At 65.4% G+C, this 12903-nt stretch carries 13 protein-coding genes and 2 pseudogenes; 3 read left to right on the top strand and 12 right to left on the bottom strand.

All coding sequences use genetic code 11. The features are described from left to right. Nucleotides 1–45: 45 nt before the first annotated feature. The 3 genes and pseudogenes from HCU76_RS32100 to HCU76_RS37355 form a co-directional block, all read left to right on the top strand. Nucleotides 46–1172 (top strand): IS3 family transposase gene (locus HCU76_RS32100; protein WP_213956666.1). Its coding sequence is split into 2 segments (ribosomal slippage): nt 46–292 and nt 292–1172, totalling 1128 coding nucleotides; the frame shifts between segments, so codons are not numbered across the junction. 396 nt (nt 1173–1568) lie between these two features. After that, nucleotides 1569–1792, top strand: a pseudogene (locus tag HCU76_RS32095) (IS701 family transposase); the annotation flags it as partial. 73 nt (nt 1793–1865) lie between these two features. Continuing rightward, a pseudogene (locus HCU76_RS37355) lies at nt 1866–2030 on the top strand (toxin MazF); the annotation flags it as partial. A 153-nt stretch (nt 2031–2183) separates the two neighbouring features. Here the strand turns inward: HCU76_RS37355 and HCU76_RS32090 are convergent. From HCU76_RS32090 to HCU76_RS32035, 12 genes are all read right to left on the bottom strand, one after another. Next, nucleotides 2184–2990, bottom strand: coding sequence for an outer membrane protein OmpK (locus HCU76_RS32090; RefSeq protein ID WP_213956665.1), 807 nt, complete (start codon nt 2988–2990; stop codon nt 2184–2186). A gap of 47 nt (nt 2991–3037) precedes the next feature. Then, on the bottom strand, nt 3038–4039 hold the full coding sequence (locus tag HCU76_RS32085) for an ABC transporter substrate-binding protein (protein WP_213956664.1): 1002 nt from the start codon (nt 4037–4039) through the stop codon (nt 3038–3040). 110 nt (nt 4040–4149) lie between these two features. Then, nucleotides 4150–5205, bottom strand: a complete 1056-nt coding sequence (locus HCU76_RS32080) for an aromatic ring-hydroxylating dioxygenase subunit alpha (RefSeq protein ID WP_213956663.1) — start codon at nt 5203–5205, stop codon at nt 4150–4152. Between the two features lie 11 nt (nt 5206–5216). After that, on the bottom strand, nt 5217–6203 hold the full coding sequence (locus tag HCU76_RS32075; RefSeq protein ID WP_213956662.1) for a PDR/VanB family oxidoreductase: 987 nt from the start codon (nt 6201–6203) through the stop codon (nt 5217–5219). A 3-nt stretch (nt 6204–6206) separates the two neighbouring features. Then, entirely contained in the window at nt 6207–7028 is an 822-nt protein-coding gene (locus HCU76_RS32070; protein ID WP_213956661.1) for an ABC transporter permease, read from the bottom strand. Beyond that, nucleotides 7025–7840, bottom strand: a complete 816-nt coding sequence (locus HCU76_RS32065; RefSeq protein WP_213956660.1) for an ABC transporter ATP-binding protein — start codon at nt 7838–7840, stop codon at nt 7025–7027. The genes HCU76_RS32070 and HCU76_RS32065 overlap by 4 nt, the downstream gene beginning before the upstream one ends. 23 nt (nt 7841–7863) lie before the next feature. Then, the gene (locus HCU76_RS32060; protein ID WP_213956659.1) at nt 7864–8706 is read right to left on the bottom strand and encodes an alpha/beta fold hydrolase; all 843 of its coding nucleotides are present in this window, start codon (nt 8704–8706) and stop codon (nt 7864–7866) included. Further along, nucleotides 8703–9158: a RidA family protein gene (locus tag HCU76_RS32055; RefSeq protein WP_256354631.1), complete on the bottom strand. Its 456-nt coding sequence runs from the start codon at nt 9156–9158 to the stop codon at nt 8703–8705. The genes HCU76_RS32060 and HCU76_RS32055 overlap by 4 nt, the downstream gene beginning before the upstream one ends. Continuing rightward, a complete protein-coding gene (locus HCU76_RS32050) occupies nt 9155–10267 on the bottom strand; it encodes an LLM class flavin-dependent oxidoreductase (RefSeq protein ID WP_213956658.1) in 1113 nt (370 codons plus the stop codon). Before HCU76_RS32050 ends, HCU76_RS32055 begins: the two co-directional genes overlap by 4 nt. A 65-nt stretch (nt 10268–10332) precedes the next feature. After that, entirely contained in the window at nt 10333–10902 is a 570-nt protein-coding gene (locus HCU76_RS32045) for a flavin reductase family protein (protein ID WP_213956657.1), read from the bottom strand. Continuing rightward, the gene (locus HCU76_RS32040; protein ID WP_213956656.1) at nt 10895–11407 is read right to left on the bottom strand and encodes an NADPH-dependent FMN reductase; all 513 of its coding nucleotides are present in this window, start codon (nt 11405–11407) and stop codon (nt 10895–10897) included. The genes HCU76_RS32045 and HCU76_RS32040 overlap by 8 nt, the downstream gene beginning before the upstream one ends. 229 nt (nt 11408–11636) lie before the next feature. Next, a complete protein-coding gene (locus HCU76_RS32035) occupies nt 11637–12722 on the bottom strand; it encodes an AraC family transcriptional regulator (RefSeq protein ID WP_213956655.1) in 1086 nt (361 codons plus the stop codon). Nucleotides 12723–12903: the final 181 nt, after the last annotated feature.

The raw sequence follows: 12903 nt of genomic DNA, 5'->3' as shown, positions 1-12903 counted from the left end.
CTGCAATATCACCCCGGGCCCGAGGCCCGAGAAAGCAGGAAGACCATGAGCAAGAGACCACGCCGTAACCACTCACCGCTTTTCAAGGCCAAGGTGGCACTGGACGCCATCAAGGGCGAGAAGACGCTGGCGGAGCTGGCCAAGCTGCACGATGTGCACCCCAACCAGATCGTCGACTGGAAGACCCAGTTGCTTGAACGCGCCGCCAGCGTGTTCGGTGCAGAGTCGGCGCCGCCGGCGATCGACCTCAAGGAGCTGCACGCCAAGATCGGGCAGCTCGCCTTGGAGAACGATTTTTTATCCGGCGCGCTCACCAAGGCCGGCATGCTGAGCGCAAAGCGATGATCGACCGCAACCATGCCCTGCCGATCACCCGCCAGGCCACCTTGGTGGGCATCAGCCGAGGCAACGTGTACTACCTGCCGCGCGGCGCCTCACAGGCCGATCAGAGCCTGATGAAGCGCATCGACGTGATCCATCTGGCGCATCCCTTCGCGGGCAGCCGGATGCTGCGCGACATGCTCAATCGCGAGGGCTTCAAAGTCGGGCGCCGGCACGTGGCAACGCTGATGCAGCGCATGGGCATCGAGGCGCTTTACCGCAAGCCCAACACGAGCAAACGGCACCCGACCCATAAGGTCTATCCGTACCTGCTGCGTGGGCTGAAGATCGACCGCGCCAACCAGGTGTGGGCAACCGACATAACGTACATCCCGATGGCATGCGGCTGGGTCTATCTGTGCGCGATCGTGGACTGGGCAAGCCGGCGGGTGCTTTCGCACCGGGTGTCCATCAGCATGGATGCATCGTTCTGCGTTGAGGCGCTCGAGGAGGCCTTCAGCAAGTACGGCAGGCCCGAGATATTCAACTCCGATCAGGGCAGCCAGTTCACGAGCGATGAGTTCACCGACGCGTTGAAGTCCCGTGGCGTGCAAATCAGCATGGATGGCCGAGGGGCATGGCGCGACAACATCTTCGTCGAACGAATTTGGAAGTCGGTGAAATACGAAGAGGTATATCTGCACGCCTACGACTCGGTCGCCCAGGCCAAGGCAGGTATCGCGCGCTACATCGATTTCTACAATGTCCGGCGACCTCACTCGTCGCTGGACAAGCGCACACCCGACGAGTTCTACTTCGCCCCGCTGCCGGCGATGAAGGAGGCTGCCTGATGGGTTGAACCATGAGTACATGGCTCAACCGGGGCGCCTCCGGCGGCCTGGCAGGGGCCTGAAGATTGAAAGATCAAACCAGCAGCCAATCCACTTATCTCAGGTCAAAGCGTGTTCAGACAACCGGAGCCACCTCTGCCGGCCTTGCGGCACTTTCAAAATCCAGCAGGGGCGGGCAGCCCGACGACGTGAGCTGACCCATCCGAAAGCCGGATGACTTCTTCTGAAGCGCGCGAAACCCGTGGTACAACAAAGCCGCTCCAGAATCGCCCCCACAGCACGACAAGAGGTTTCAAGCCGCTTTCCAGACACTCCGGTGCGTAATCTAGCGGAAGGCACGTACCTGCACAGGGAATGAAGGCACGCCAACCGAGATAGCTCGCCTTTGGCGAAAAAAGGAAGACAGAACACCACGCCAGTCTCAGCATCGCCGCCTACGGCTTCCTGCTGGCTCAGCGCCTGCAGCATCCCGACGAGGTCGGGGGTAAAAAAACTCCGCTCGCGAGGAGCCTGCCCTACCCACGCATTACAAACCTCGAGGAAGCCCAGAGGGCGCAGCGCCACGTCCCATCCTCCATCACGAGCTTGCGGTTGCGTATCGGCGCTCTCTTGGCTCGTAACCTGCCCCGGTGTCCCTGTTGCCTACGACATCAGCGAGACCAAATTTACTAACACAGTAAGAATAAAGGCTACCCCTTTGAGGTGCTGATTGCTGGAGCGAGAGCTGGCGCGGCGCTGGCCGATCAGGTGAAAAGTCTTGATTGGATCGTGCGCAGGGCCACCCGCAAAGGAACTGTCTCGGCAGCGGAACTGTCGGAAGTGAGGGCCAAGGCGATCGCCCTGATCGGAAAGCCATAGTCAAGGCGACCAGGGCTTTCTCAGAGAGAACGATGGATGACAGCGGCAAGTGCGTCGACCCACTTGACTTCGGGAGTCATGGCCCTTCGCCGCGGCAATCGCAGAAGCAAGTAAGTGTGCGGAGAATTCCAAAAGGCGAATTCCAGGCCAAATTCACATGTTCCAGCGCAGCGCCAAGTTGGTGGTCGTGCGAGATCTTTCGCCGGCGGAGTTGAGCGCCAGCGTGCCCGTGACCCGGTGATACTCGATGCGCACGCCGATCGAATAGACATCCTTTGGGCCGAAACTCACGAAGACCTCTGGCTCCATGTAGAAATCTCTCGCGCCGCCGCCGGCGGGACTCAGGTACACCGGGCCGCTGAAGCTCGCGCTGATTCCCGCGACCTGGAACGGCACATAGAAGTAGACGCGGTACAGCGGCCGCGTCTCGCGCACCTGGCTCGGGCCGACCGAGTAGTCCTTCTGACGCGCGAGGATCGAGGTCTCGAGCAGCGATTGCTCGCCGAAGGGCAGCTTCCAGTACACGCTGGCGCCGAGCGAGCCTGCACGGTAGTTGCCATAGCTGCCGTCCTCCAGGCGCAGCATTCCGAGCACGTCCTTGATCGGCCCCCACGAGAGCTCCTTGCCCGTGAGCTTGCCCAGGCTCATGTGTGAGTTCCAGACGAAGAAGTTCTGCTGGTTGCTGTTGCCCTCCCCGAGCTTCTGGCCGTTGTATGCATCGAACATGACGTAGTTGTCGCCGAGCGAGTAGGTTCCGAAGTGTTCGAAACGCAGCGTCGTGCGGTCGCCGCCCGAGGCGCCCGTTCCCATGATGTAGTCGTTCTTGTCTCTGGTCGTATAGGCCAGCTGGATGCTGGTCTGCGAATAGTCTTCCGCCTGGGCCGAGGCGCCGAAGCAGGCAAGAATCGGGGCAATTGCTGCAGTGAGCGCGCGGGGGAATGTCGATCTGAAATCGGGCATGGCGTCGTCGGTCTCGTTGCGGTTCGTGGGGAATGGGTGGCGGCGCTTCACCTGGCGCCCGGCAGGAAGCTCTGGTCGATCACTGCCATCGGGTCGAGCGCGGTGGCGGACAGCCCCTGCGACTTCGCAACCCAGCCCCAGGTGGTCTTGACGCGCTCTGCGTCGAAGCGCCCTGGCCCGTCCCTGCGCGAGATCTCGTTGTCGATCAACGGCACCGAGGCGCCGAACTCCTCGCCCGACACCTTGGCGTCGAGCCCCGAGACGGTCTTGGCCATCGCGACGCCCACCGCGGAAGGATTGGCGACTGCCGCTGCGCTGGCCTTCACGAATGCATCGAGGAAGCGCCTGGCGACTTCGGGGCGCTCCTTGAGGAATTTCTCGTTGGCAACGATGACGTAGCCATAGCTGTCGTAGCCGAAGTCCGACCACTTGACCACGCGCATTTCCTTGCCGGCGGACTTCATCACCAACGCATCGGTCGGCGCGCCCGTCACCCATTCGAGGATGCCGTCGACCTGGCCGCTAGCGACCAGCGGCGCGAGCGCCACCGCATCGACCTTGAGCAGGTTGACGCTGGCCGGATCGACGCCGTTCTTCTGCAGGAACAACGGCCACACGACGTTGATGCTCGAGTAGGCCGAGGTCGCGATCTTCTTGCCCGCGAGGTCCTTGAGGCCGGTGAAGGGCATGGCGGCCCAGAGATGAATCGAATCCGGCTTCTTGCTGTAGATGCTGTAGATCACGCGGATCGGCAGCTTCTGCTGGGCGACGGCGGCGTAGACCGACTCGATGCCTACTGCCGTCATGTCGGCCGAGCCGGCGGCCACGCGCGTGATGGCATCGGCCGAGCCGTTGCCGTTGCGAATCTCGACGTCGAGTCCGGCCTTGGCGAAGTAGTTCTCCGCCTTGGCAAGGTATTCGATCCCGTTGGCGCCGCTGGGAATCCATCCCAGCTGGTAGGCGATCTTGTCGGCTGCGACCGCGGAACTCGCGGCGCCCAGCAGCAATGCTGCGGCGACCATCATGGACTTCAGGCACTGGCTCTTCATGGACTACTACTCCTCGTTGATGAAATTGCGGGCAAGGGAAACCCGTCGGCGCCCCGCGCGTGTGGGGACCGTTCAAGGGCTCTTCGGTTGGATCGGGTGCGACCGGGGCTTCAGCGGGCCATGTCGGCCCCCAGTCCCAGCGCCGCCAGCGCACGCCGGTACTCGACCGACATGCGGTCGGCCGGAATGTGGATCTCGTCGCGCAGGTCCAGTGGCAAGGCCTGCGGCGACTGGGCGACGACCTGCGACAGGTCTTCGCCGTTGATGCGCTCCGTGAAGTCGATCAACGCCTCGGCTGGCACCGTGCGACCCTCGTCGACCACGATCTGGAAGATGCGGGTTGTGCTCGCCGTCACCGGCGAGCCGACGTCGAACACCCGGTAGGTCGTGCCCTTCTCGGGATGGTGTACCTTGACCGACGTGGAAAAGGGCAGGATGGTCTCGTAGCGGTAAATCGCGTGGTTGAGTTGCGGCTGCGCGTAGCCCGTGTCCTCGCCGACATAGCGCACGCGCTCGACCACCGGCGCCTCGAACGCGAGCTTCATGCCGTCAACTTGCACTTCATAGGGCTCGATCACCACCTCGGGACCGCCGAAGGTGGAGGTGTGGATGAAGGGCACGTGGCACAGGTCGGTGAAATTCTCAATGTGGCGGGCAGCCGAGGCATTCCAGGTGCCCGGTGGCACCACCGCGACGATGCCCGAACCATCCTCGATGTGCGGCCATTCGGGCAGTCCCGCGCGCGGCACCTTCGACAGGCAGACCCAGACGAGGCCGTAGCGCTCCTGGCACAGATAGGCTTGCAGGCACAGCTTCCGAGGGATCGGCGTGTCGGCCGCGAGCGCCGGAATGCGCGTGCAGGCGCCGTCTGCGGCGTACTCGAAGCCGTGGAAGCCGCACACCAGGCGACCATCCCTGACAGTGCCCAGGCTGAGTCGGGCGCTGCGATGCGGGCACACGTCGCGCGCCGCGCTCACGCCCTCGGGCGTTCGATAGAGCACCACCGGCACATCGAGCAGCGTGGTACCCCACGGCTTGTCCGTCACCTCGCTCGACAGCGCCACGGGATGCCAGAACGAAGCAAGGATGCCCCAGTCGGATTCGCTGAATCCGCTGTGGGCGGGCCGAGGGCCCTTGGCGCCGGCGTTCTTGACGGGTAGGAACATGAACTTTTCTCCTAGAGGTCGACAGTGAGGGTGGTGCCCGGCCGCCCGCGCGATACGCACACGAGCATTCGGTTGCCGCACGCCTTCTCGCGCGCGGAAAGAAAGTGGTCGCGATGCTCGACCTCGCCGTCGAGCACAGTGGTCATGCAGGTGCCGCAGATGCCTTGTTCGCAACTGGTCGGCACATCGCTGCCATGGCGTTGCAGCATCTCGAGGATGCTCACGCCGCGCGGCACCACCATGGCCGTGCCGCTGCGCGCGAGCCGCAGTTCGAAGGCGCCGCCACCTTCGTCCCGTGCAGCGGGCGAAGCGAAGAACTCGGTGTGCACGATCACATCGGCGCGCCTGCCAGCGGCACCCGCCACGGCCTCCATGAACCCGGCCGGACCGCACAGATACAGGTGCGCGTTCGGCGGCAGGCCATCGGCCAGGCGGCCGACGTCGAGGCGCGATGCGGGCGGCCCGTCGTCGTGGTGCAGGAACACCCGGTGCGCGAACGCCGACTCGCCGATCTCCTTCGGGAAGGGCGTGCGCGCAGCCGACCGCGTCGCCAAGTGCATGCGGAAGCCACGTCCCTGCCACCAGAGCTTGCGGGCCATCGACAGCAGCGGCGTCACGCCGATGCCCCCGGCCACCAGCACCGCGGGTGCCGTCGACTCGTCCAGCGCGAAGGCATTGCGCGGCTGCCCGATCGTGAGTTGCATGCCGGCATGCACCGCGTCATGCATGGCGACGGAGCCGCCCCGTCCTGCGCTGTCGCGCAGCACTGCGATCACGTAGCGATGGCGCTCCCGGTCGTCGTTGAGCAACGAATACTGGCGCACCAGGCCGGCCGGGGTCTGCACGTCGATGTGCGCTCCGGCCTCGAAGGGTGGCAACACACCGCGGTCGGGTGAGACCAGCTCGAATCGCTTGATGCCCTCGGCCTCTGTGCGGACCGACTCCACGAGGAGGCGCAACCGCTCCCCGGGCCGGGCTGCAAGGGTTGTGCAAGCCATGGTTCAGTGCTCGCCGTGGCGCCGCGGCAGGCTGCGCGAATAGAAGAGGCGCTGCGCCGCATTGACGAACTGGAACAGCGCCAGGCTCAGCAGCACCAGCACGCCCAGCGCCGCGAAGGCCTGCGCCACCTTGAAGTACGAGGTGGAGAAGCGGATGAAGTAGCCGATGCCCTTCTCCGACGCCACGAACTCCGCGATCACCGCGCCGATCACCGCCAGCGTGATGGCCACCCGCATGGCGGAGAACACATACGGCATGGCGAAGGGCAAGCGGATGTGCAGGTACTCGTTGCGCGCGTCGGCCTTGAGCGAGCGGCTCAGCTCGATCAGCTCCGCCGGTGTCTGGGCCAGACCGGTCGAGATGCCCACCACCAGCGGGAAGAAGCTGATCAGCGCGGTGATGACCACGCGCGCCAAGTCCGTGGCGCCCAGCGTGACGATGAGGATCGGCGCGACCGCGACGACCGGCGTGGACTGCACCACGATCAGCAGCGGATAGAAGCCCTTGCGAAAGAGCTCGAAGCGGTGCAGTGCGCCGGCCAGCGGCAGGCTCACGGCGAAGGCCAGTGCGAAGCCCAGCACGATGACGCGCAGCGTGGCCTGGATGTGGTCGATCCAGGTGGCAGCACCGACGGCCAGGCCTGCATGCCAGATGGCCGAAGGTGCTGGCAGAAGGTATTCGGGCAGGCCCAGCCACCTGCTCGCGGCTTCCCACACGCACAGGATCACGCACACCGCCGCCAGCGGAAGGATGGCTTGCGGCATGCGCCACAGCCGCGCCGCAGGCAGCGCGCGCATCGGCAGTGCCTCTCCGAACGTGCTCATGCCAGGGCCTCCGCGTGGAGCGCGTGCCCGCTCAGCAGCTGCTCGCGCAGCCGGTCCGACAAGTCGTGAAAGAGAGGCTCTCGCGTCGTCGCCAGCGAGCGGGGACGCGCCAGCTCGACCGGCACGATCTCGCGGATGCGCCCAGGACGCGACGCCAGCACCACGATGCGGTCCGCCAGCAGCACGGCTTCGGCGATCGAATGCGTGATGAACACGGCGGTGCTCTTGCGCTCGCTCCACAACTGCATCAGTTCGAGGCTCAGTGCGTCGCGGGTGAGCGCGTCAAGTGCGGAAAAGGGCTCGTCCATGAGCAGGATCTCCGGGTTCGAGAGCAGCGCGCGCGCTATTCCCACGCGCTGCTGCATGCCGCCGGAGAGCTCGTCCGGGAATTTGCGGCGAAAGTCCTTGAGCCCCACCAGTTCGAGCAGTTCCTCGGCCCGCTGAGTGTCGGCCGCAGTCAGCTTGCGTCCTTGGTGCACGCCGGGGAACGTCAGGTTCGCCATCACGTTCATCCACGGCAGCAACGTTGGCTTCTGGAACACGAAGCCAATGTCGTCTCGCGGCCCGGTCACAGGCTTTCCGAAGATGCGCACCGACCCGCTGTGCGGCGCGATCAGGCCGGCGACGAGGCGCAGCAGCGTCGACTTGCCGCATCCGCTGGGCCCCACGACCACGACGAATTCGTTGCGCCGTATCGTGAAGTCGACGTTGTGGAGCGCGTGTACCACGCTGCCGTCGGAGGCGCGGAAGCGATGGCCCACGCCGTGGAACTCGATGGCGTGGTCGCCCTGGGATGTCGCGGGGTTGTTCATGGTCCTGTCGGGGGCGGGTGGGATCACGTCGGCTGGTCGCAGGCAAGCGAACTCGCCCGCGTGTGGTTTTCACAAAGGAGTTGCAACAGGGCGGCGTCGAATTCGTCGGGCGCCTCGATGTTGCAGAGATGGCCGGCCCGCTCGATGACCACCATGCGGCTGCGCTTGACGCGCTCGGCGATGTAGCGGCTCTCTGCCACCGGCAGCACGCGGTCGTCTTCGCCGACGACGACCAGCGTGGGCACCAGGATCCGCACGAGGCTGTCGCGGAAGTCGGTCGTGACCAGCGCGCGCAACGTCTGCCGGTAGGCGTCGGGACGCAACGCCTCGAGCGACTGGCGCAGGCGCGCGCGGATGGCCGCGTCGGCACGCCGGCCGGCCAGCACATCCACGAGCCCGCGCGCCACGTCGGCCATCGACGCACCCGATTCGAGCGGGCGCAACCGCTTCGCCAGGAAGTCCTCGCGCTCGGCTGCGCTCAGCAGGTTGGCGCCGGCGCTGGTGGACGCCAGCGTCAGCGAGGCCACGCGCGCCGGAAAGCGCGCGTGGAAATCCTGCGCGATGTAGCCGCCCATCGAGAGGCCCACCAGGTGCGCCCTCTCAGCCCCTAGATGGTCGAGCAGGGATTCGAGGTCCCGCGCGAAATCGTCGAAGACGAGCGTCTCCTCCGGGTCGTCGCTGGCGCCGTAGCCGCGCGCGTCCCATGCCACGCAGGTGAAGCCGCTGCCCAGGCGTGCGAGTTGACCGACCCAGTTGGTGCGGTTGCCGCCCACCCCGTGCAGGAACACGACCAGCGGGCCGTCGCCGGCGCGGTCGTACGCGATGCGCACACCGCCGCGGGTGAAGTACGCGGTGGGCGCGTTCATGGCGCAGGCTCCGGCAGCACGGCGATGGCCTCGATCTCCAGCAGGCAATCGGGCAGCAGCAGCGCCTGCACCTGTACGCCAGTGCTGGCCGGCTTGTAGCCGCCGAAGACATCGCGCCGCACAGCCCAGTAGTCTTGCGAACTGCGCGCGTCGAGCTGGCAGGTGAAGTAGCTCGTCATCTTCACGATGTCGTGCATGCGCCCGCCGACGCGTGCCAGGATCGCCTCGATGTTGTCGAAGCATTGGCGAGCCTGGGCCTGCAGGTCGCCCTTGCCGACCAGCCGTCCCTGCGCATCGAGCGCCAGCTGACCCGACAGGTAGACCGTGCGGCCGGCGCGCACCGCGGGCGCCGGAGGCATGTCGTGCTCCCAAGGCCATTCGGGCGGCACGGGCGCGATGTGCGCAGGGCCCGGGCGGCGCATGCGATTCGCGTCTTGCGCTGCGATGGTCATGCGGTTTCCAGGCTCTTGCCGAGCTTCGTCGAGACGCCCAGTTCCTCCATGCGCGGGAACACTTCCTCGGCCATGAACCTCAGGTCCTCGATGAAGTCCGGCACGATGAGGGTGACGCCGTCGAGTTCGCCTTCGACGATGGTGCGCGCCATGCGCCGGGCGAGCGACTCGGCCGAACCGGTCAGCGTGCCACCCAGCACCGAGCTTACGCGCGCGCCCTGGTCGATGAAGAACTGCGCCGCGAAGTTCTGCTTGGCGCTCACGTCGGAGGAGTACTCCGCCGTCTGCGTCGCGAGCGCCTCGCGGTCGACGCCGGCGTCGAAGCGGTCGAGACGTGCCTGTGCTTCGGCGTCCGTGCGGCCCGGGACGACCATGAACAGGCCATAGGACTTGAAGTCGGGCTTTCCAGCCCGGACGGCGAGTTCCTTGGCGCGCTTGCCGCGCGCAATCGACGCGTCGTCGTCACTCGCCGTGAAGAAGCTCGCATCGCAGTTGTCGATGGTGAACTGGAAGCCGCGGTCCGATGCGCCTGCACAGATGATGGTCGGGCGCTTCGACGGCTTGGGATTGGACATGCAGTCGTTGAGCTCGAAGAACGTGCCCTTGTGGTCCACGCGGTCCTCGCTCCAGAGGCGCTTGACCACCCTGATCCACTCGTCGGCCAGTTCGTATCGGCCGGCATGGTCCAGCGGCTTCCACAGCCCGAGCTGGCCGAGGTCGTGCGGATTGGAGCCCGAGACCAGGTTCAGGCCCACGCGGCCGCCCGAGATCTGATCGAGCGTGGCGACCATCTTTGCGACGATGGCCGGCGGGAAGATCATCATGTGCACCGTGCCCCAGATGTCGATCGTCTTGGTGGCCTGTGCCAGGCCTGCCATCGTGGTGAGCGACTCGAGCGTCACGTCCCAATGTTTCGACGGGCCGCCGTAGCCGCGCCACTTGGCCATGCTCAGGACGAAATCGAATCCCAGCCTCTCGGCCAGCAGCGTGACCTGCAGGTTGTGCTCGTAGCTGCCAGGGACCTTGGGTGCATTGGTGGATGCGATCCAGCCGTTGTTGCCGACGGGAATGAAGACGCCGACATCGACGGCGCGTTGGATGGTGGACATTGCTAGCCTCTTCGCTCAAGGAAAGTGCCGGTGCGGCACGGGTCGGGAAACCTGGTTGACGGAATTCAAGCGTGCGCCCGGCTGCTCAGGGGCATTGCCGTCTGCAGTTGGCGGAAAGTGCTGCCATGGAACACCAGCGGTTCGACGTGCGGGCGCATCGTCAGCGCGATGATCCGCAGTAGCACGATGCCGTGGTCGCCCGCTGGCACGACCGACTCGACACTGCATTCGATCCACACCACGGCGCCGTCGACCAGCACGGCACCGCCGGGCGTCGCCCCGAGGCCGAAGCCGTCGAACTTGTCTTCTGCACGCGATGCGAGCTTGCGTGCCGCGGCGTCGTGGCTCGCACCGAGGAAGCTGATCCCAAGGCGCGTCGACTTGGACAGCCGCGCCCAGGTGTTGGACGTCCACTGCACGCAGAAGGACAACAGCGGTGGGTCGATGGAAACCGGCACGAAGCTGCTCGCCGCCATGCCAACCGGCTGCCCGTCGCACAACGCGCACACGGCCACGACGCCGGTGGGGAAGCAGCCGTAGGCCTTGCGCAGCATGCCCGCCGATTCGCCGTCGTGCTCTGCCAGCAGGGTGAACGGCGGATCGGCCGCCAGCCAGGTGATGGAAGACTCAGACATGGTGCGATACCTCCTTCGACAAGAGCGTGTGGACGATGGGGGCCCAGCGGTGGGCGTAGGCCTGGATGGCCGCACCGTCCTCAAAGGACCTCTCCATCAGGTAGAGACCTGGCGCGGGACAGGTGGCTCCGAGCTCGACCAGCACCGGCTTGAGCAGTAGGTCTGGCGCCATGGCGTGCGCGGGCCCGGCGCCCAGCATCAGCGGAAGCGCGACCACGCCTTGCATGCCGGTGCCGCCTGCGAACTGGTCGAGGAACAGCTTCAGCAGGCCGGTGTACGTGGCCTTGTAGGTGGGGCTTGCGACGATGACGAGGCGGGACTCCGCGACGCGGCGCACGGCGGCTTCGACGACCGGCTCATTCCAGCCCAGCAACGCCGGGCCGAGATCGACGACGTCGATGAGCGTGGCGCCGTCGTGACCGGCGAATGCCTTGGCGAGCTGGGCGGCGGCACTTGCGGTGCGTGATCGCGGCTTGGGATTGCCGACGACGATGGTGGTGTTCATGTGTGCAGGCCCTCGGGTACTTGGTGCATGCACGCATTGAATCGCCGCGGCGGCGCCTGGGCTATCCGCTTAGTCGGCGACCGTTGTCCACAAAATCTGCAGCGGCGTCGGGGCCGCCTTCCGGACGCGCGAATGCCTGCCTCGGGCGCGCGCCGCGAGGCAGGTCTCATTGGTAGTCCTGGGGGGCCGTCGATCCGCGCGGGTGGCCGCGGCATGCCCGGGATGAATTTTAACGGCGCGCGTGTCGCTGGATGGTTTCGGAAGGTGTTTCCGAGAACGCGCGCTTGTAGTCGAGCGAGAAGCGACCGAGGTGGTTGAAGCCGACGCCCAAGGCGATCGACGACACATTGGCGCTGCACTGGTCCTGCATCAACTGGGCGCGCGCCTGGCGCAGGCGGAAGTCCTTCAGGTAGGCGACCGGTGTCAGGGCGGTGTGCTTGCGAAAGCTCTCGAAGAGCTTGATGCGCGACACACCGGCCGCGGCTTCGATGTCTTCCAGGTGGATCGGTTCACGGAAATTCAATTCGATGAAGGCCCTGGCACGCGTCATGTACTCCGGCACCTTGGCACCCAGCGCTTGCCGGATGCGGTCCGAGTAGTTGTTCGGCTGCGAGATCAGCAGCCCTTTGACAAGGGTCGCCTCGATCCCCTGGCTGACGAAGCTGCAACCGTACAACCCGCGGCCAACCTCGATTTCCGCGAGGTAGTTCTTCACCATCCGCCACCAGGCGGCGGACGTGCCTTCACGCGCCCTCATGCCTTCAGAGAAGACCACCAGACCATCCACGCGACGGCCAAGCATGTCGCCCAGCATCTGCTCCAACGAGGCGCGCGGGATTGTGACTAGGATCTTGCGACAGTTGCCCGCAAGGTCGATCTGGAGCTTTTGCTCGGGCGATACCACGAGGGCGCAGTCCGAATCAGAGCGGACCCGTCCATGCGAGGAGCGCAGTTCCTGCTCGCCAGATACCGGCAGGCTGATGTTGTAGACATCCAGGATTTGCTTGGCGTCGACGCCGACGCCAAGCTCGGTCCCGTGCTCGATAAAACCGACCGTGCTCGACATGCCCTTGAGCAGGTGGCCGCTGTAGACCAGGCTGAACTTGCTCGGCACCGCCACCCGCACCGAATGCGGACCGCAAATTGCCTCGGAAAACGAATGCGCAGCCTGCAGATTCAAGCCTGAGGCGACGATCGTGTCATCGATACGCAATGCATTGTGGAACATCATGAGCTTCTGCAACCCCACCACAAGGCGGGTCGCGGTCCATCGTGAGCAATTTGGGCAAGCAGGATAAAGCAATTCCTGCGCCACGCCTGTGATGAGGGTCTACGCCGACGCCAACACCAACTGCAACGAGAGCGGTTGTCCGCCGTCCGCACCACCCTGAGCCAGCAGGAGGTGCCCGAATGCCAGACTGCGAAGGTTTCTCCCAGATGCCGCGCTTTGCAATCACGGTTGCTCTGCGGCGCGAGCACTCGCGATTAGACATTCG

It is taken from the genome of Variovorax sp. dw_308 (assembly GCF_019207085.1).
In the GTDB taxonomy this organism is placed as follows: Bacteria; Pseudomonadota; Gammaproteobacteria; order Burkholderiales; family Burkholderiaceae_C; genus Variovorax.
Note: the sequence above shows the minus strand (reverse complement) of the source record. Positions and strands in the feature narration are given on the sequence as shown.

Excerpts from the sequence above, each read along its gene's own strand:
- HCU76_RS32090 (WP_213956665.1), bottom strand. The coding sequence starts at position 2,990 with ATGCCCGATTTCAGATCGACATTCCCCCGCGCGCTCACTGCAGCAATT.
- HCU76_RS32085 (WP_213956664.1), bottom strand. The coding sequence starts at position 4,039 with ATGAAGAGCCAGTGCCTGAAGTCCATGATGGTCGCCGCAGCATTGCTG.
- HCU76_RS32080 (WP_213956663.1), bottom strand. The coding sequence starts at position 5,205 with ATGTTCCTACCCGTCAAGAACGCCGGCGCCAAGGGCCCTCGGCCCGCC.
- HCU76_RS32075 (WP_213956662.1), bottom strand. The coding sequence starts at position 6,203 with ATGGCTTGCACAACCCTTGCAGCCCGGCCCGGGGAGCGGTTGCGCCTC.
- HCU76_RS32070 (WP_213956661.1), bottom strand. The coding sequence starts at position 7,028 with ATGAGCACGTTCGGAGAGGCACTGCCGATGCGCGCGCTGCCTGCGGCG.
- HCU76_RS32065 (WP_213956660.1), bottom strand. The coding sequence starts at position 7,840 with ATGAACAACCCCGCGACATCCCAGGGCGACCACGCCATCGAGTTCCAC.
- HCU76_RS32060 (WP_213956659.1), bottom strand. The coding sequence starts at position 8,706 with ATGAACGCGCCCACCGCGTACTTCACCCGCGGCGGTGTGCGCATCGCG.
- HCU76_RS32055 (WP_256354631.1), bottom strand. The coding sequence starts at position 9,158 with ATGACCATCGCAGCGCAAGACGCGAATCGCATGCGCCGCCCGGGCCCT.
- HCU76_RS32050 (WP_213956658.1), bottom strand. The coding sequence starts at position 10,267 with ATGTCCACCATCCAACGCGCCGTCGATGTCGGCGTCTTCATTCCCGTC.
- HCU76_RS32045 (WP_213956657.1), bottom strand. The coding sequence starts at position 10,902 with ATGTCTGAGTCTTCCATCACCTGGCTGGCGGCCGATCCGCCGTTCACC.
- HCU76_RS32040 (WP_213956656.1), bottom strand. The coding sequence starts at position 11,407 with ATGAACACCACCATCGTCGTCGGCAATCCCAAGCCGCGATCACGCACC.